This window comes from Paenibacillus ginsengihumi DSM 21568 (assembly GCF_000380965.1).
Classification (GTDB): Bacteria; Bacillota; Bacilli; order Paenibacillales; family NBRC-103111; genus Paenibacillus_G; species Paenibacillus_G ginsengihumi.
In genome coordinates this window covers 37,894-56,225 of the sequence record NZ_KB905579.1, presented here as the reverse complement: position 1 = coordinate 56,225, position 18,332 = coordinate 37,894, and the positions used below count along the sequence as shown (strand labels likewise).

Annotated in this window: 12 protein-coding genes; all 12 read right to left on the bottom strand. The window is 50.7% G+C overall.

Features of this window, described 5'->3' with window-relative positions:
- Nucleotides 1–91: 91 nt before the first annotated feature.
- Complete coding sequence (locus F591_RS0116245) at nt 92–490, bottom strand: hypothetical protein (RefSeq protein WP_019535681.1); 399 nt, start codon at nt 488–490, stop codon at nt 92–94.
- 127 nt (nt 491–617) lie between these two features.
- A complete protein-coding gene (locus tag F591_RS0116240; protein WP_019535680.1) occupies nt 618–1,343 on the bottom strand; it encodes a response regulator in 726 nt (241 codons plus the stop codon).
- A gap of 3 nt (nt 1,344–1,346) precedes the next feature.
- Nucleotides 1,347–2,504: a sensor histidine kinase gene (locus F591_RS0116235; RefSeq protein ID WP_019535679.1), complete on the bottom strand. Its 1,158-nt coding sequence runs from the start codon at nt 2,502–2,504 to the stop codon at nt 1,347–1,349.
- Between the two features lie 94 nt (nt 2,505–2,598).
- Nucleotides 2,599–5,259, bottom strand: coding sequence for a stalk domain-containing protein (locus F591_RS0116230; protein ID WP_019535678.1), 2,661 nt, complete (start codon nt 5,257–5,259; stop codon nt 2,599–2,601).
- A gap of 187 nt (nt 5,260–5,446) precedes the next feature.
- Nucleotides 5,447–6,652 carry a methionine adenosyltransferase gene (metK, locus tag F591_RS0116225; protein WP_019535677.1) on the bottom strand — a complete coding sequence of 402 codons (1,206 nt, stop codon included), beginning with the start codon at nt 6,650–6,652 and terminating at the stop codon, nt 5,447–5,449.
- A gap of 173 nt (nt 6,653–6,825) precedes the next feature.
- Nucleotides 6,826–7,098 (bottom strand): alpha/beta-type small acid-soluble spore protein, encoded by a 273-nt coding sequence (locus F591_RS0116220; RefSeq protein WP_019535676.1) that lies wholly within the window; start codon nt 7,096–7,098, stop codon nt 6,826–6,828.
- 92 nt (nt 7,099–7,190) lie between these two features.
- Nucleotides 7,191–7,739: a hypothetical protein gene (locus F591_RS0116215; protein WP_019535675.1), complete on the bottom strand. Its 549-nt coding sequence runs from the start codon at nt 7,737–7,739 to the stop codon at nt 7,191–7,193.
- A complete protein-coding gene (locus tag F591_RS29640) occupies nt 7,736–8,485 on the bottom strand; it encodes a stalk domain-containing protein (RefSeq protein WP_019535674.1) in 750 nt (249 codons plus the stop codon). Before F591_RS29640 ends, F591_RS0116215 begins: the two co-directional genes overlap by 4 nt.
- An 80-nt stretch (nt 8,486–8,565) precedes the next feature.
- Entirely contained in the window at nt 8,566–11,820 is a 3,255-nt protein-coding gene (locus F591_RS29635) for an S-layer homology domain-containing protein (RefSeq protein WP_083935505.1), read from the bottom strand.
- Between the two features lie 493 nt (nt 11,821–12,313).
- The gene (locus F591_RS0116200) at nt 12,314–16,117 is read right to left on the bottom strand and encodes an S-layer homology domain-containing protein (RefSeq protein WP_019535672.1); all 3,804 of its coding nucleotides are present in this window, start codon (nt 16,115–16,117) and stop codon (nt 12,314–12,316) included.
- Nucleotides 16,118–16,331: 214 nt separating this feature from the next.
- Entirely contained in the window at nt 16,332–17,450 is a 1,119-nt protein-coding gene (locus F591_RS0116195) for a glycosyltransferase family 4 protein (protein ID WP_019535671.1), read from the bottom strand.
- A 127-nt stretch (nt 17,451–17,577) separates the two neighbouring features.
- Nucleotides 17,578–18,273 (bottom strand): WecB/TagA/CpsF family glycosyltransferase, encoded by a 696-nt coding sequence (locus F591_RS0116190; protein ID WP_083935506.1) that lies wholly within the window; start codon nt 18,271–18,273, stop codon nt 17,578–17,580.
- Nucleotides 18,274–18,332 lie beyond the last annotated feature (59 nt).

The following is an 18,332-nucleotide window of genomic DNA, read 5'->3' as shown; positions in this document are numbered from 1 at the left end:
GTCTATCTTGAAAATTTGGCGGTATACGCCGACAAAATTTCAACACCGAAGGTGACGACCGATGGCGACAGGAATCGCTCGTCATAGGCGTCTATAAAGATTTGAATGCGGTTTCCAAAGCCTCGTTATAGTTAAGACGGACGACAATAGCGTTCTCATCCCCTAACAAGGTCTCAAGAGCTTCGGCGCTCCATTGCGCTTCGGAAACAACATTCAGCGCGTACACTTTCGCCAGCCGCATGACGATATCCAACGTATCGTCTGTCGAGCCTTCATCTACAATGGTGACGATCATGTTGCGCCCCTTGACCCGGGAAAAGAAAAACAAAGAGCGAATATACCATTCAATCTGCAGTTGATTGTTGCGGGTTATGAGAATGTAATGAGGTCTGCGCACGCCCTCTTCCTTGCTCCAGCGGCCGTGCAGCCAATGAATGATCGCCAGTCCCGCGGCATAAATGCCGAGTATATAAAGCAAGCCTATCATCATTGCGTCTCCCTCCTCTACGAGCAATATATGCTCGGGAAGAGGTAATGGTTACCGGGCTCCTGCCCGCGGCGACTCACGCGGAAAATGCCGGTCCGACCGGCATCCGCGCGGGAAGGCGCTGCCGCCTCTACAGCGTAACCCAGCCGTTTTTGATGGCAATAATGACCGCCTGCGTCCGGTCGTCGACCTCCATTTTTTGAAGGATGCTGCTGACGTGGTTTTTCACCGTTTTCTCGCTAATATACAGAAACTCTCCGATCATCTTGTTGCTCTTGCCCTCGGCCATCAGCCTCAGCACCTCGGCTTCGCGGCGGGTCAGCGGGCTGTTGTCCATATGCACATATTTCACGCCGGCTTCCTTGGAAACCGTGCCTCCCCCAGCTACTCCCGCCTCGTCCAAATAGGTCATCCGCCGAAGCTGATTGATCAGCTTGCCTGTCACCTTCGGATGAATATAAGCATGTCCGGCCACGACAGAACGGATCGCATTGATCAGCGACTCAGCCTCCATATCCTTCAGCAAGTACCCGGAAGCCCCTTTGCGCAGCGTCTCGAAGACATAGCTCTCGTCATCATGGATAGAGAGGATGACGACCTTGATATCGGGAAATATTTCTTTCAGCTTCTCCGTTGCGACGACGCCGTTCTCAACCGGCATATTAATATCCATCAGAACGATGTCCGGATGCAGCGTATTGCACAGCTCCAGCACTTGAATGCCGTCGCCGCATTCGCCGACCACCTCCAGATCGTTCTCCATATTTAATATCCGTTTGACTCCTTCGCGAAATAATTGATGGTCATCTGCCAATACCAGCTTGATGGTTCGTTTCGCAGTGCTAATCATTTCCATTATTCAGTCCTCCTTAGTCTCCGATTTGATTGGGATGACCATCGATAGCTTCGTGCCGACGCCGATCGTTGACTGAATGTCCATTCTTCCTTCCAACAGCTCTACACGCTCCCTCATACCAACCAGACCGAAGTGGCTTCCGCTCTCGATTTTCCGATCGATTCGTTCCTTCAAAAAGCCTGTACCGTTATCGGTTACGGTAATTTTGACCATGGATTTCTGAAAAGTGAGTTCAAGCACGACATGCGTCGCTTGCGCATGCTTCATCACATTGGAGAACGCTTCTTGGACAAGCCGATATACCGCCGCCTCCATGCCGGAGGGCAGCCTGAATTCTTTGCCGACCATTTCGAACTTGGTGAGAATTTTCGTCTTCTCTTCATAATCCTGCACAAACTTGCGCAAGGTGGGGACGAGCCCCAGATCGTCAAGAGCCATCGGACGAAGGTTGAAAATAATTTTGCGAACCTCTTCAATGCCGTCGCGCACCTGACTCTTGAGATCGGACAGCTCTTCCTTGACGGCGCTGATGGCTTGCTGCTTCGTAAGCATCCGTTCAGCAATTTCGGTCCGCAGCACGACATTGGCCATCGTCTGGGCCAGACCGTCATGAATCTCGCGGGCAATCCGCTTGCGCTCCTCTTCCTGCGCCAAGATGATCTTCAGCCCCATAAGCTGTCGATTTTTGGCAGACTCCAGCAGCCGGGTCACCTGGTTCAAATCGCCCGACAAGTACTCGAGCACCACATTTAACTGGGACACCAGCGTTTCGGCTCGTTCCAATTGTCTATCGACATTTTTCAGCCTCTTCTGCAGATCGTCGCGGCGGTGCTTGAGATGTATTTCCTTCTCCCGGTACATCGCCAGCTGCGTCTGCATCTGCGTCGCGGCTTCATAGGCCAGTCGAATGTCCTCTTCGTTATACCGCTTGAAATCACGGCTGACTTCCGTCAGACGAATCCGGGATTTGCGGTATTCCACTTCGTATTGGTCCACTTGGTCAATGGTCTTCGTGGTCTCTTCAATCACCTGTTGAAGCTCATGATAGAGAGCCTCCCGCTCGGACCGGACGCTTTCGCAGATCTCAAATATTTGATACTTGCTGCTCTCCATGACGTCAATAGCATTTTTTATGACGCGATCTAAGGCATCCACTTCCATCCGAACGGGCTCCCTCTACAAATTCTCAAATTTTCAACATTTCTAGCAATATAGTACCACAATTATGAGAGTTTGTGAGAGTATATAGGCCTATTTATTGAAGTGTAATTTTCTGGTTTTTTTCATCCCATGTTACTTTCCATCCCAAATTCTCGGATAATATCCTTAAAGGAACCATCGTCAAGTCCTGCATTATGACCGGAGGTACCTCCGCGGTGACTCTTGTCCCATTCACATTGAGCTCTTTGCTCCCAATCCACAGTTCGATCATTTTGTCGCCGCGAACGACGGTGACTTTTCGCTCCGCATCGTCCCACCGCACTTCTCCGCCAAGCGCATCCGTGACAAAACGGATCGGAATCAGCGTATTGCCTTCCGTGATGACCGGGGCCTGCTCAAGCGTCATCGTTTTGCCGTTTACTTTCACGTTCTTCTTATTGATGGTCAGCTCGACGGAATTCCGGGACGTCTGCTCCAACGTGCCTTTGTAAGTAAAGATGATGTCGTCGATGCCGATGGTGCCGGACGGACTCAGCTCGTCCCGCTTGATCTTCTCGTTAACGACGTAGATGCTTTGCAGACGAATCGGATATTGGATCTTATATTCCGACAAATCGACGGTGAACGACTTCCAGCCGCTCCAGTTAATATTGCGCGCAAGATCGACCCGATGCACCGTTCCGGCGTTGTCTTTGATTTCGGCGCGAAGCCAGTTCAAGCTCTCGTCTCCCTTGATCCTGAGCTTCATAAACTGCGGCTCGCCTTCAACCAACACATTCGTATCCAATGTAGCGAACGCCCATTTGTTGCCGGTATCGTCCGCTTCTGCCGGTACCGTCTCCGAACGGTTAATGCTTTCCGTGAAGTCGTATTTCATTTCCAAATATTTGTTCCCGTCTTCGGCTGGAACGATGCTGACCGAAACCTGCACATCGTCCGGCTTCTTGTCGGTCATGGTCATCACTGCGGTGTTGTCCAGATCGTAAAACACTTTATCCACCGCCACCGGAATCGCCGTCATTGTGCTGAAGCCGTCATAGCGGGCGATAATTTGCGCCGGTGTCGTTCCGTTCAGTTGATTTACGGTAAGAACGCCGTCCTTCACTTCACCCTCGATGCCGAGAACCTCCCACTGCAGCACCTCAGGCGGCACCTGCCGCGTTTTGCCCGATATGGTCGTCGCCGTTACCGGCAATGTGTACGATTGACCCTCGACCAGCGCCAACGAGTCGGCCTCGATGCGCAGCGACTCCAGATCTTTGCCGCCGATTACCTCCACGTCCGTCGAATGCGTTCCTTGCCCGGAAACCGCCGTAATGCGCGCTTTGCCTGCCTTCGTCGGTGTGAAAATATTGTCCTTGAACGTTCCCATCCCGTCGGCGACAGACCACTGGGCGTTCACCTTGTCCATCTCGATCGGATTGTAAAAAACGTCGTATCCCTTGACGGTCAGCGGCGATTGCTCGTTCAGGAACAGCACGCTCGGCGCCTGAATGAACAGCGCCTTCACTTCGCCTTGCGGCGCGGTCGAGTAGACACCGACGCCATTGACGACTCTGCGCTGCGAGCCGTTCTCCGGCTTGTTGATCAGCTGCGGGGTAAATTCGCCTAGCGGACGGGCCACCATCTGCGTCGAGCCGCCTCCGTCCAGGTTCAATCCCTTCCATACGCCGACCTTGATCATGAACTGCTGCAGCTCGGTCATCGTGAGACCCTTGCTGTCTCCGGCATGATCGACGGTAATGAGATAGACCTTGGTCTGATCCTGGTTATACCCGATCGCCGTCCGGGCTCTCGTACAGCAAAGGCTGGCAACTTCACGGGAAAATGCTGCCGGCTGGCCTCCATCGACCAAAATCGTATGGCCGCCGATCATCATTTTGAAGCTGTCGACATCGTACGTCTTGCTCGGGTCCTGAGGCAGCACCTTATAATCGACGACCAGCGGATCGCCCACCTTCAGATGCTGGCGGACGAAGTCGGCTCCTGTGCCGGCCGCCCGCAATATGTATCCGTCCTCAGGCGCTATCATTTTAATAATGCCATTGTCCGCGATTTGGGTAATGACATTGTTCTGCACCAGCACTTCCGTAGGGACGGTAACGCCGTCGTTGGAGCGGTCAACCTGGCCCCAGGCGTTCGTATACATAAAGATCGAATCGATATGGCTGTGCACCAGATCGGGCTCGGACCAATAATAGGTTTTATTGATGCCGCCGAGCGGAAAAGTAGCCCCGTCCGCTGCCTGTACCGTACCGGTAAACGTAAATAAATCCACGATGGGCTTATTATCTTTATCGAGGGCAAACGAATAGAAGCCCGGCAAGTAAGGCGGCGTCGCCATCAGCTTGCCGTCGGAAATTTGCGGCCCCATCGGTACGCCTTCCGCCTTCGTATTGTAAAAGTCCCCGTTTACCCCGGCAACGGCTTTCGTCTCTGTCGCCATTCCCAGAACGGTCTGCCTGCGCGTAAACTGGTTCTCTGTACCTGTCATGACATCTAGCTTCACATACGGATTCGTCAAGTCGACCTCGATGACGTTGCCGTTCGTCTTATACGCTTTGCCGTTTCGTGTCGACTGCCAGACGTACTTCTTCAAGACGGCCCCCGCAGTCAACGGCTCCTCGCTGACAAGCTGCAGGGTAGGCTCCGCAGGCGCCTGCGTCGCTGCGGCCGCAGCAGCCCACTGGGTTACTAGCAGCATGCCCGTTAACGCCGCAGCCGACCATTTTCTCCATTTTTTCGCAAAAAACACGCTGTCGTTCTCTCCTCTCGATTTCCACTCTCCCTAGTATTTAGACTCAAAAACATGTAGAAAAGTTACGATATTCATAGAGGAAAAATAAACGACACCGCAATATATGACAAAAAAATAGACGACCCTCCCTTAAGCGGGAAAGTCGTCAAATTTTGGCGAATTGGATATTAGATGAGAACGGGCATTAGCCCAAAGCCTCGGCTTTCAGCACTTCCGCCTTGTCCGTACGCTCCCACGGAACGTCCAGATCGTTGCGGCCGAAATGGCCGTAGGCAGCCGTCTGCTTGTAAATCGGACGGCGCAAATCGAGCGATTTGATGATACCGGCAGGACGAAGGTCGAAATGCTTGCGGATCAACTCAACGAGCCGATCTTCGCTCACTTTGCCGGTACCGAACGTGTCGACGGAAATCGACACCGGACGAGCGACGCCAATCGCATAGGCAAGCTGCACCTCGCATTTGTCCGCCAGGCCTGCCGCGACGATGTTCTTGGCGACATAACGGGCCGCGTAGGCTGCCGAACGGTCTACCTTGGTCGGGTCTTTGCCGGAGAATGCCCCGCCGCCATGACGCGCATAGCCGCCGTACGTATCGACGATGATTTTGCGTCCCGTCAAGCCGGCATCGCCGTGAGGTCCGCCGATGACGAAACGGCCTGTCGGGTTAATGAAGAAGTTCGTCTTGTCGTCCAAAAATTTGGCCGGAACGATCGGCTTGATGACGTGTTCCTTGATGTCTGCATGAATTTGCTCTTGCGATACGTCCTCGCTGTGCTGCGTCGATACGACGATGGCATCGACACGAACAGGCGTATCGCCGTCGTATTCCACCGTCACCTGTGTCTTGCCGTCAGGACGCAAATACGGCAGTGTGCCGTTCTTCCGCACTTCGGTCAGGCGGCGCGCAAGCTGGTGAGCCATCGAGATCGGAAGCGGCATGAGCTCCGGCGTTTCGTTGGTAGCAAAACCAAACATAAGACCTTGGTCGCCCGCGCCGATGGCTTCGATCTCCTCTTCCGTCATTTGGCCTTCTCTCGCTTCCAAAGCTTGGTTAACCCCTTGAGCGATATCCGGAGATTGTTCGTTAAGCGATACAAGGACGGCGCAAGTTTGGTAATCGAAACCGTATTTTGCACGGGTATACCCGATATCTTTAATCGTTTGGCGCGCAATCGCTTGAATATCGACATATTCCGAACGGCTGGAAATTTCGCCGATAACGAGCACGAGACCGGTCGCTACCGATACTTCGCAAGCAACGCGGGCATTCGGATCGTTTTGCAAAAATGCATCCAATACCGCATCGGAAATTTGGTCACAAATTTTATCCGGATGGCCTTCCGTAACCGATTCGGAAGTAAACAATCGGCGCCTTGAATGATTGGACATAATAACGACCTCCTATAACTAGTATTTCAAAGTCGGCAATTAAGTACACATACAAAAAATCAACCTTTTCCACTTGGAAAAGGTTTGATCGCTACCTTCTTTTGTTCATATTACTGGATTTGTCGATGACTGTCAATGATGATTGATGATTGCCCTTTTAAATTGGCTGTCGCCTACAGGTTTAACATCATTTCCTCGGCTTTTCGAATGAGCCGCGCGGTAATATGTCCCCCTACTGCCCCGGCATCGCGGGAGGCGATATGTCCCCAGTAATCCTCTTTCACCGAACCGGCAGGCATGGCGCCAAGCTCCGCGGCAAATTCAACATTGCTGTTCCCGTAAGCTTGGCCGACAGGCAGACCAAGCTCTGCCGCAATTTCGTATTTCATGGCATTCAGCGCTTGCTCACTTCCCGGAACGACTTTCTTATTGCTTTTTTTCGGCATGTCCAAATCCTCCTTGGCGTGTCGATGTAGCCATATTGTTTGCCGCTCAGGCAAGATTCAGACGTATAAACTGCTGGATATTCGGTTAAAATTTATGGTGCGACTGTAGTCCCGTCTGCGTCGACTACTTTATAATTTCCCCTGACCATAACAAAGATCTCCTGTTTGTTTTTGGCATCGGGCTTGATGCCGCGGCCGTCGCGGGGGACGATAAGCAGATGGTTAAGCTCAATTTTGCCTCCCGCAGCGATATCTTTACCCGACGTTACGTCCGCCAGTCCGTCATCTTTGCTGACGGCGACGGTTTGGCCGCTTCGGACAATGATTTCAGTACCTGCTTCGCCATATAAGGTTTGCCCATTTTCAAGCTGAATAACAATCAGCTCGGAAGCTGAGGACGAAGAGGAAGGCTTCTCTGGATGCGAAGACTGATCTGGAGTGGCAGCCGGCGCTCCTCCCTGTAGCTTGGACAGCTCTTCAGCTATTTTCTCAGAAATGTGCTGATCAAAGTAACTTTTCGTAATGATCGGATCATCGACAGAGCCCGGCATAACGTTAGATTGCGGGGCATCTGCGTATGCCACGATGAGACCGGAGCTTATTGCAACCGCAGCGAGGGCGACAGTTAGCTTATGTTTCATGAGTCAAACCTCTCAAGTATAGTATTGGTTCTTCCCGTAATATCGGTTTTTAATTCATATAATTTATCTGAAGCTTGCATGAGATACATATAATAATTCCTTAAGTATGCACGTTCTGAAGATTCATCCGTATATCGAATAAGCTGATCCAAAGCGGTCTGATAATCGGCAATAACGATGTCCAGCTGCTTCAAATCAGCAAAAAATTGCTCGACTGACTTGGATTGCTCGGGATATTTGTCCTGCAGATCGATGATTTTGCTGTGAATTTCTTTATATTGCGACTGCACTTTTTTCAGCTTTATATTTTCGATGTTATCCAATTGCCTTGTTTCCTGAAGATCCATATATAAATCTTTGGCCATTTGCGTTTGCTCGATCAGGTGATCGATGTCTTCCAACTCATTATGTAACGATTGATAAATGTGCTCGATTCGTTCCTGGGAAGGGTCCGGCTTTTGTTGGGCAGGCTGTGCGGGCGGAGCTTGAGTTGTTGATATGAGTACGGTGGACGTTTCCCCGTTCCATTCTACCTCAGCGCCCAATGCTTCGGCGATGACGCGCAGGGGCACCATCGACGTCCCGTCCATGTTGATTCCGGGCACGTCCGATTGAATCGCTTTCTGATTGGCTTGAACATGAATGACGGAATAACCTTTATACGTTTGATCGCTATTACTTGCCGCACTGACGGTAATGCTGCCTGCAAGTGCAAGCACGAAGATGGAACATATAACTTTTTTCATGGATATGCTCCTTCTCAAGGTTTTCTTTTCTTATTTGATAAAAAAGGGCCCCTGGGGGCCCTTTTTTAAAGAAAGATAAATTAGTTAAGGACAACGTCGATCGAAGCGGTTTTGCCGTTCGGAGCTTGAACGTAAATCTTGAAGCTCTTCAGGTTACCTTTATCGCCAGTAGTGGTGATACGGCCTTCGGAGTCAACCGAAACGTTCAAGCCAGTTGACGAACCATTCCACTTAGCATCGCCGATATAGAACTTAAGTCCAAGTGCATCAGCACCAGTGTCTCTCAGCGTTTCGCTGTCGCCATCGTTCTTATACTCGCCACCGAATTGATCGATGATCTTCATTTCGTCAGCAAGTTTATCATCCCATACAAATTTGCCATTCAGCTCGCTAAACGCGATACCTTTGGACGTTTTGCTGAGAGTAATAGTTTCAACTTTCGGAGTTTCAGCAACAGTTTTCACTTGTACGCTAGCCGATCTTTGACCATCCGGAGTACGGAAAGTTACAAGGAGGTTAGCAGTACCTTCGTTTTGACCGACAACATAGTATTTGTCACCGCTCTTCACTGCTGTTGCAACAGCATTGTTGTCAGAGGATACGTCTTGTACAAGTGCAAATCCATCAACTGCAACGTCGTTACCGGATTTGTCCTTAGCTTTAACCTTGATTTCCTTCGTGAGAACTTTATAAGTCTCTTGAATTTTTGCGGGGTCATCAGCATAAGTAGCATCCAGCACACCTACGCTACCGCCATCTTTGTACAGCTCTCTGAATGCCAGAATTTTGTTATCTTCCGTGGACTTATTCAGAGTAATGCTGTAAGTCAGATCTTTGCTGCCCGTATCCGTACCGTTGACGACTTCAACGTTCTTAGTCAAGGTTTGACCAGTAGTCTTACCGTCTTTCAACAGTTCGAATTTCACACGATAGATACCTTCTGCAGACCCGTTAAACTTCAGAGTTTTATCGAAGTATTCATACTTATAGTCGGAAGACTCCTGATACTCTCCGGAAGTTTTGAACAAAGACACTTTCTCAGCCGTACGCTTGCTGGAATCTACAGAAAGCACAGTGGTGTCGCCTTGGGAAATGGTAGCAGCTTGAGCCGATCCAATAGCCTCCAAGGACATCTTAACTTCGTAATCGTCTTCGGAGTAGTTCCATTCGTACACTTCGCCGTATTGGTCGTAAGTTTTGACTTTGAACTCGTCGTAACCGCCAACCAAAACCGTGCTTGCGAGTTCGCTGGAGATCTTCACCGAATCCGGGTAACGTTGCTTGGAAACGCTCAGGTTAATCTTAGCTTTTACTTCCGGCTTCTCTCTAAGGGAGATTTCGACGCTAGATGCACCCGTACCACGGCCTTCAATGATCAGCTTGCCGACATCTTCGCCAGTCAATGCAATACCGTTTTCAATGTCGGTGCTGTCTCTCGGGATATCGATAGCGCCTGTCGAGTAAACTCTGAACTTGCTAGCCGCATCCTTAATTTCTTGTGCAGTCAGCTCGTCGCCGTTGCTGTCTTTAACGATCAGTTTGAGCGCTTTTTCTTTGTCACCATCAGCAATCGTGCCAGTGAACGACGCAAATTCGATCGATGCCGGTTGCTTGATAGCAGCAACTTTAATGTCTTTGGATACGGTGCTTCCGCCAGCAAATGCTGTTACAGTAACCGTAGTGTCGACTTGTCTTTCTTCATCAGACTCGACATAAACCAATTGAAGATCATCTGCTTCATCGCCATCTACATCAGGAACGAAAGGAGCTTTGCGGTCGCCTTCATCGTTTTGGGCTTCAACAACACGGTTCGTCGTGCTGATGTTCACACTGTCGTTAAGTTGTTCAGCCGTGATTACTTTGAAACCGTATTGGTCGTAAGCATTGTATTTAATGTATGCTTTGTCGCCCTCTTCAGCTTTAATGTAATCGATTTTCTTGCCGTTTTTGTCTACGAGATCGCCAAACTCAATTTTTGTTACGCGAGCTTCATCACCAATGGTGAAGATCTTCGTCGCTTGAACACGGAACTCGTCGCTGTAAATGTTGATCGTAAAGCGATCACCAGCACGAAGAAGGTTTCTTTCATTTTTGCTGCTCGAATCTTCATCCGGAATGAAGGTATCGATCGTAAATGCCGACTCGTTCGCTTTCGGTTTGTACGTATCTTCAATATCTCTGTCGGAGATACGAATTTCAAAGTCGTTGCTTGTTTTGCTGGATTTTTTGCCGTATTGGTTGATCGCTTGGAATTCAATCGGCACTTTCTTGGCTTGAGCGATCGTGTCGCTAGCCGTCAAGAACTCGATTTTCGTAATTTTCTCTGCTTCAGCTTGCACTTCTGCAGAAGTTTTCGAGCTGTCCAGCTTCTCAATATCGCTAACCGTTACGGAATACTTAGCGTCAACAAGCTTGCTCTTCAGCGTGATGATCGCTTTCTTCTTGTCGTCGCTCAGCTTCACGCTGTCGATGTCAACGATCGTGCCGTCTCTCTTCACTTCGAAGTTGCTAGCTTTCACTTCGCCGGATACCGGAGCGGAGAAGTTCACCGTCAGCTCGCTAGCGTCCGTAGCTTCAACGCCAAGAACAGCTACAGCTTTGCCAACCGGAGGAACGTATTGCTTCTTCGCTTCGTAAGAAGACAGAACGAGCAGGTCGCGAGTCGCTGCGGAAGTACCGCCGAACTCACCGTTTTCGCCGGAGCTCAGGATACCTTTTTGGATAGCCAGCGCTACGTAGCCTTTAGCCCAGTCGGAAACCGTTTTGTCGCTTACGCCCGGAGTTGCTTTCGCTTGGGAATCAAGGCCAAGACCGCGGAGCAAGAATGCAGCGAGCTGCTCTTTCGTTACTTCGCCAGCCGGATTGAATTCGCCAGGAGCGTAGCCGTCCGTGATGCCTGCTTTCACAAGCGCTTCGATGTACGGCAGAGCGTAGCCGTTCGCAGGATCGTCTGCTTTCACATCGGAGAAGGAGGACGTCTTCAGGGAAGTATCAACATCCAGGTCGAAAATCAGAGCCGCAACTTTTGCGAATTGAGCGCGGTTCATTTTGTCTTTCAGACCGAATACTCCGTCTGCAACGCCGTCGAAAATGCCAGCGCCGATCATTTCATCGAAAATCTTTTTCTGTTCAGCAGTCAGATCTTTCAGATCGCTGAAGTCATCAGAAGTTTTCTTATCTTCTGCCGCCGATACTACGGAAGAAAACATCGAGAATGCCATAGCAAGGGACAGAATGGCAGATAAACTTTTCTTCATAACCTTTTTTTCTCCTCCTCGAATATCTTTCGGTTGTTGAGAGTTTTGTTTAGGATCAAAAAAGCTCGATTCCCTCATTAGCCGATTCACCCCCTTCCCAGAGTTGAGCGGTAATTTTATAAAATGTCTGCAACGATAGAATTGCAGAAACTAGTAAACCTTAAGTACTAGATGATAGAGACTTGCATGCCATTTAACATTATACACCGGCACTTGAGTCTGGTAAAGAGTTTATTTGAGAAATTTATCCATCCTCGCCGCTCTTTGCCCGGCTATCATCTTCACTGCGTTGTTGTCACTGTATTAAACGCAGCGTTCTTCAAAAAGTTGCGCTCTAGGAAAAAAACTTTTTGTATGTTTTTTTCGAGGACATCAACTCAGGGGTGTGCGCATTGCTATCTTGAACATTTGGATTCTTCCGTCATCGGCGTCTATCAACAAATGATGTATCGATTTGCTCACGAAGGTAAGTATACATCGATTCCATTACCATCGTCATCTATAATTATTTACCAATTGAGCCATGTTGCGGAAAGGCTGCCGATCCAGCGAACCGGCAGCCTGGTTTCCGTTATTTCTGCGCTTTTCCAAGCTTTTGCATCAAAGCCAGTGCAATCTCCGCTGCTTCCGCCCGGTTGAGCGTGCCATGCGGCTCGAAGCGATACGTTGCTTTCTTCTGACCCTGCAGCAGAACGTTCTGCTTGCCGTTGATATACCCTGCCTTGGTAGCCGCTTCTACCGCCGGCTTGGCGTAATCGTCGATGCTCGCGCCGTCCGTAAACTGCTTCGTCAGAGCAGCCGTGCTCTTGCTCAGATCGCTGCTCGTCTTGAGCTCCGCCGCACGGGCGATCATTACAGCGGCATCCTGCCGCTTGATCGGCGAATCATGATTGAAGTAGCTGTTTACTTCGCCACGAATGATGCCGACCCTGGCAGCGGCCTCAATATGCTGAAAATCATAGAGACCGTTATTGTTATACAATTCTTCGCCGCGCTGGACATCCAGGAACGATCCGTTATAGTTGCGGTTATCCGGGTCGTTGACGAAGGTGTCCTCGTTCTCAAGCGGAATGTCGAAAATGCGAACGAGCATAGACACGAACTCCCCGCGCGTCACCGGATTATTCACTCTAAACAGCGTCGTTTCGGAGTCCATCTTGTGCATTATCCCTTTGGAATACACGATGTTCAGCGCATTCTCCTGCGGATGGTTAGCAAAGTCGTTGAAGCTGTTGTCCATGTACATAACCTGATAATATCCAAAGGAATAGAACGGCACTTCAATCGTGTGGTTCTTCGTGTTAACTACTCCGCCCAGAATGCGCCACTCGCTCTCGCCCGGACGATTCGGGTCCCCCGTGCTGTCAGGGAAAATGCTGTAGTGGAACACGGTCAAATACTTCCACGCCTCGGCGCGAATGCTGTCATCATATTTCAGCGTCAGCTTGCCCCGCTTGGTCGGAACCACCATGTCCTTGAGCTGGCGCGTAAAGAACTCTCCGCCCCCGGCGTTGCCGTATTTCGGCGGTTCATAAGGCAGCCGGCCGGAACCGAACAACGCATCCCTCATTTCCTTCTCAAAATCCGGATGGCTCGGAGATTTGTTGATATCGGCGATCGTCCCCGCATCGATCCAGTAACGCTTGCTGGCCGGACGGAAGCGTCCCGTCGGCTCCAGCAGCTCCTGTTGGCCTCCATAGCGGACGTCCTCTTCGTTCTTATCGACAATGCCATCCGTATTGGTTGCGATCCCGAACAGGATCGAACGCGTATCCGAGACATACTGATTCTGGTTTTCGCGATCGTTGCGCATGAGCTTCGTATCCTTAGGGAAGGAAAGCTCGACTTCCTTATTGAACGCGGTCATCTTGTTCTTGAAAGGAGTCTTGAATTGCGCGCCTTCGATCGGGTTATTCACGTTATTGAGTATGATCTCGGCATCCAGTTCCGTATCGCCGCGAACAATCGTAAATTTCACCCGGTTATTGCCGGTTTTCAGATCGGTAACCGGAATTTCGAACAAATCCTGATTGTCCGACGTTTTGCCGATCGCCGTATACTGCACCTTGTTGTATAAAATATAGCTGGCGCGATCCGCGACAATTTGGACGTTCTCGAAGTTTTTGTTAATATTCGCCTGATCGATGCCATTGGTGTTTTTGATGACGGCCGGACGAATAATCCGGTAAGCCTGCTCTTCCTTGGTGACTTTGATCGTCTTGACGACGGTAGAGCCGCCCGCTGAAGCGCGAAGCTCGAAAATATAGTCTCCGTAATTCTGCAAATCAAAATCATGCGTGAACGTCACCGGATCGGAACCCGAGAAGGACGGCGACAACTCACGCACCGTGCTTTCGCCGGGTGCCTGGTAATACAGCTTGATGTTCGCCGAGCTTGCATTCACAACCGAGCCTTTGAGCGTAATCCGGTTGGAAGTCGTTACATATTCCGTATCCGATACTTTGTTATAATTCGGATCTCTCGAAGGGTAGCTTAACGAAAAGTCGGAAATAACCGGCAGATTCGTTTTGAACACGAAAATATCATAGTCCGTTTTCGTCACAATGCTGCCAACTCGCAGCGTAAAGCTTAACGTTTTCTGGCCTTCTTCATTGAATACCTGCTTGCCGTCGACTCTGACTGCAGCCGGATCAAGCTCGAAATTTTTGCCGGTAAAGCTCAGTACCGTAGGATCGTCCGGCACTTTGCCGTTGACGGTCCAGCTGACGAAGCTTGCATTGAAGTCGCTCGGCACATTGAAGACCGAACCGGTAATAACTTGCGGAAGCGTATTGGTTCCGCAGTTATACGTACCGCACACCTGCATATTATCGTAAATGTTGTTGGCGACCAAATAAGGCGAGCCCGAGATGAGCAGCTTGAAGATCGTACCGGGATAAACATCCGTTCCTCTGATCGGAATCAGCTCAAGATCGGTATCGCCATCAGGCAAACCGGAGAGCTCGATGCGGCTGCCAGCCGCATAATCGGCCTTCACCGTGCCGTTCACCTTCACGCGAATGTGGGTAGCGTTCGGAGCAGTCACTTGAAGCAGCGCTGGCATCTCATTAATTTGAGTCGCTCCCCGCTCATTCAGCGGAATCAAAATTTCCCCGGTACCGGTCGTAACGACGCGTTCTACCTTCTGGATATACGGCTCATTCGTGTTGACATAGTTAAACGAAAAACGGGAAATTTCCGGTTCCCTCGAATCATCCGAAGGAATGAACTTCACTTCGATCGATTGAGCGCGCGCCCCGCCGTTAATCGGCAGATCGACCTTCACCTCATGGACGGTATAACGGTTGTCAGGCGAGTCATACTTGCTGACTTGACTGTTATTCGCCGTTCCGCCGCCGTGAAGATATGCCGGGGACGTAACGGTGCCGCTTTGGTTGTACACGAAATCATTATCCGCAAAGGAATAACGAACCGTCTGCCCCGTTCCCGACACGGTAAAATCGGCATAGCTATAATCCAGCGTAGTACCGTTGTTCGATTTGGACGATTTCAGATAGCCGGTCAATGTGATATTTTTGTCCGCTGCGGTAATCGTCGGCTTATCCGCCCTATACATCACCTGGCCATTGGTATCTCCAAGCACGCCTACCTTCGCATTGAACGCGAACGCTTTGCCGTTATCATAGACAAAATGCTTGGTCAGCTCTGTCCGGTTCGTATTATTGTGCGAAACAAAGGTTACTTCGTTATCGCCGGGAACAAACGTCATATCGTTGCTCCGGCCTGTATTGGCGAAGAAGGTAAAGCGTCCATTCACATAGTTGCCCGCATTATACTGATTGCCGAGCAGCATCGAACGGATATAGTTGGCATTGGCTGCATTACCGGTGATCGTCACTTGGCTCGATTGCTGCTTCGGCAGCATGCCTGTGCCATTGAATGGGTAGCTTACGTCCTCCAACGGTTCGTTGTTGATCTTCAAGTTAGAGATGTTCGTGGAAGCCACGAAGCGCACCCAGACCGAAGGAAACGTCATGCTGTTTCCCATTTTGACGGTGATCTTGTTCAGACCGCTCGTCAAATGAATATTGTTGAACAACAGCTGGTTCGGATTGTCCGGATTGCGCACAGGATTGTTCGAAGCATCCGTGTCCTGCAGGCGCCCTGTCGTATGGTTGTATACTTGAACATACATCGAACGCAGGTCCGCATCCGTGAAATCATCCGAGATCAATGCGGTAAACGACAACGGATTCGTTGTAATTTGATCGACCGGCACATCATCTCCCGGAGGAGTGTCGCCGGTATACTGGAATCCCTCGATCGCAAAGCTGGCCGCCAATGCCGTCTTCGGCGGGAACAAGCTCACGAGCAGCGCGGCGATCAGCGCCAAACTGACCCATTGGCGAAACATTCGTTTCAAGTGGACTACCTCCCTATGCGAATTTGTTGCTTTGGAACTGATCCGGACGGATAGGCCCATCGTTTCGACAGACCTTCCCGTGACCATCAGCCCGTTTTTTAGTCACATATGCTTTTTTATCGGAAAGATCGACATGATTGTTTATACTCGGCAATAAAAAAATCCCAAGTCCGTCAAGGACCTGGGATGGGGTCGAACCGCACCGTTATTTCGACACGCGCGAGCGTGTGCCAAGTTGCAGCGTCTTGTCTCTGACTTTGTTCAGGAAGCGGATGACCGGCTTTCGCGTCTGGCTGATGATGCCGATTGCCTCTGCGCCGATCACGAGAGTACATACGAGTAAAATGATAAGAATGACGGCTGCCCATAAAATTTCGCGTTCAGACAAAATCGACAGAAGCACAGCGGAAGAACCGAAAACTAAGGCGATGCCATATATAATGAGAACGGTCGTCCGGTGGCTGAAGCCAAGCTGCAGCAAGCAATGGTGCAGATGGCTTTTGTCTGCGGCAGAGATCGGCAAATGATTCACCCAACGGCGCAAGATCGCGAAAAAGGTATCCGACAGCGGCACGCCAAGAATCATAATCGGAATAAGCAGCGATACGACCGTCGCCTGCTTGAAGCCGAGAATGGACAGCGTAGCCAGGCTAAAGCCGAGAAACAGCGCGCCGGAGTCGCCCATGAAAATTTTGGCCGGATGAAAATTATAGAATAAAAATCCAACGATGCTTCCAAGCAAAATGACACTGAGCAGAACGACGGTGATATTGCCCATCATCAAGGCGAGCACAAGCATGGTGGCTATGGCAATCGCCGAGACGCCGGCAGACAAACCGTCCAATCCGTCAATCAGGTTAATCGCATTGGTTACGCCGACGATCCAGAAGATCGTGAGCGGGATCGACAGCCACGTCAGCGAAATCGACAAGTCGCCGAACGGCACGCTGATAAAATCAATGACAACGCCCGCGTGAACGACCACTCCGGCGGCAATAATTTGCCCGAGCAGCTTGATCTTGGGCGACAAGTCGAACCGGTCGTCTAACGCGCCGACCAGCACAATAATGGACCCGCCAACGATAAGGCCGAAGACGACATCGGATTGCAGCGAATCAAGCGCCGGCGAAATAACGAAATAAGCGGCAATAAAGGCAGCGTAAATCGCCAGGCCACCGAGACGAGGCATAATGCGGGTATGTACTTTGCGATGATTCGGCGCATCCACCGCCCCGACGAGATGAGCAAATCGCTTCACGAGCGGCGTGAGCAAAAGCGCAATTAGCATGGCTGTAGCAAAGCCGATTCCGTAAAGTAGACTCATATAGTATGTTCCAGCCCCTTTGTTCTATGAAAACCCAAACACTCACATTATACTCTGTCGCCCATCGAAATACCATCATCGATTTTAAGCGATTTACAGGAGAATCCGGAAATTTTCATAGTAATAGTCAAGGTTTCTGTACATTTTCTTTTTCACGGATCACTTTCAAGGCGAATTTCGGCAGCTCAAGCATTCTTTTGTACCGCCATGGCTCCTGCAGCAATCGATAAAACCATTCCAGACGAAGCTTCTGCAGCAGGACTGGAGCCCGCTTCAGTTTCCCGGCCAGCACGTCGAAGCTGCCGCCGACTCCCATCATGACCGGCACGCCAAGCTGAGCCTTGTATTTCCCGATCCAGGGCTCCTGCTTGTCGGCCGACCGCCCAACGAGCAAAATATGCGGCCGCGCGGCGCGGATCTCCTCGATCACGGCGGCGTCTTCCTGATCGCCGAAATAACCGTTCCGGACTCCGGCCAGCGCAATCCCCGGGTAGGACTGCCGGAGCTTATCGGCTGCCGCCTGGATGACTTCGTCAGTGGCGCCGACCATGTACACCCGCCAGCCGCGCGCTTCTCCCTCGCGCATCAGCTCATGAAGCAGATCGATGCCCGGCACGCGCTCGGCGACCGGATTTCCCACATACCCTGAAGCCCAGACAACGCCGGCGCCGTCAGGTACAATGAGCTCCGCTTCCTTCATCATGCGCATGTACTGCGGATCCCTGAGCGCCGCCATAACCATGATCGGATTGGCCGTAATGACTTGATGAGGTACAGTGCCATCCTCGACAACCCGGCATAAATAATCGACCGTTTGCCTCATATTCCATTTCGCAACAGGTACCCCGAAAATCGTGACGACCGGTGCTTTCTGCAGGCTGC

Coding starts and splice junctions, on each gene's coding strand:
- F591_RS0116245 (WP_019535681.1), bottom strand. CDS start 490: ATGATGATAGGCTTGCTTTATATACTCGGCATTTATGCCGCGGGACTG.
- F591_RS0116240 (WP_019535680.1), bottom strand. CDS start 1,343: ATGGAAATGATTAGCACTGCGAAACGAACCATCAAGCTGGTATTGGCA.
- F591_RS0116235 (WP_019535679.1), bottom strand. CDS start 2,504: ATGGAAGTGGATGCCTTAGATCGCGTCATAAAAAATGCTATTGACGTC.
- metK (WP_019535677.1), bottom strand. CDS start 6,652: ATGTCCAATCATTCAAGGCGCCGATTGTTTACTTCCGAATCGGTTACG.
- F591_RS0116220 (WP_019535676.1), bottom strand. CDS start 7,098: ATGCCGAAAAAAAGCAATAAGAAAGTCGTTCCGGGAAGTGAGCAAGCG.
- F591_RS0116215 (WP_019535675.1), bottom strand. CDS start 7,739: ATGAAACATAAGCTAACTGTCGCCCTCGCTGCGGTTGCAATAAGCTCC.
- F591_RS29640 (WP_019535674.1), bottom strand. CDS start 8,485: ATGAAAAAAGTTATATGTTCCATCTTCGTGCTTGCACTTGCAGGCAGC.
- F591_RS29635 (WP_083935505.1), bottom strand. CDS start 11,820: ATGAGGGAATCGAGCTTTTTTGATCCTAAACAAAACTCTCAACAACCG.
- F591_RS0116200 (WP_019535672.1), bottom strand. CDS start 16,117: ATGTTTCGCCAATGGGTCAGTTTGGCGCTGATCGCCGCGCTGCTCGTG.
- F591_RS0116195 (WP_019535671.1), bottom strand. CDS start 17,450: ATGAGTCTACTTTACGGAATCGGCTTTGCTACAGCCATGCTAATTGCG.
- F591_RS0116190 (WP_083935506.1), bottom strand. CDS start 18,273: ATGAGGCAAACGGTCGATTATTTATGCCGGGTTGTCGAGGATGGCACT.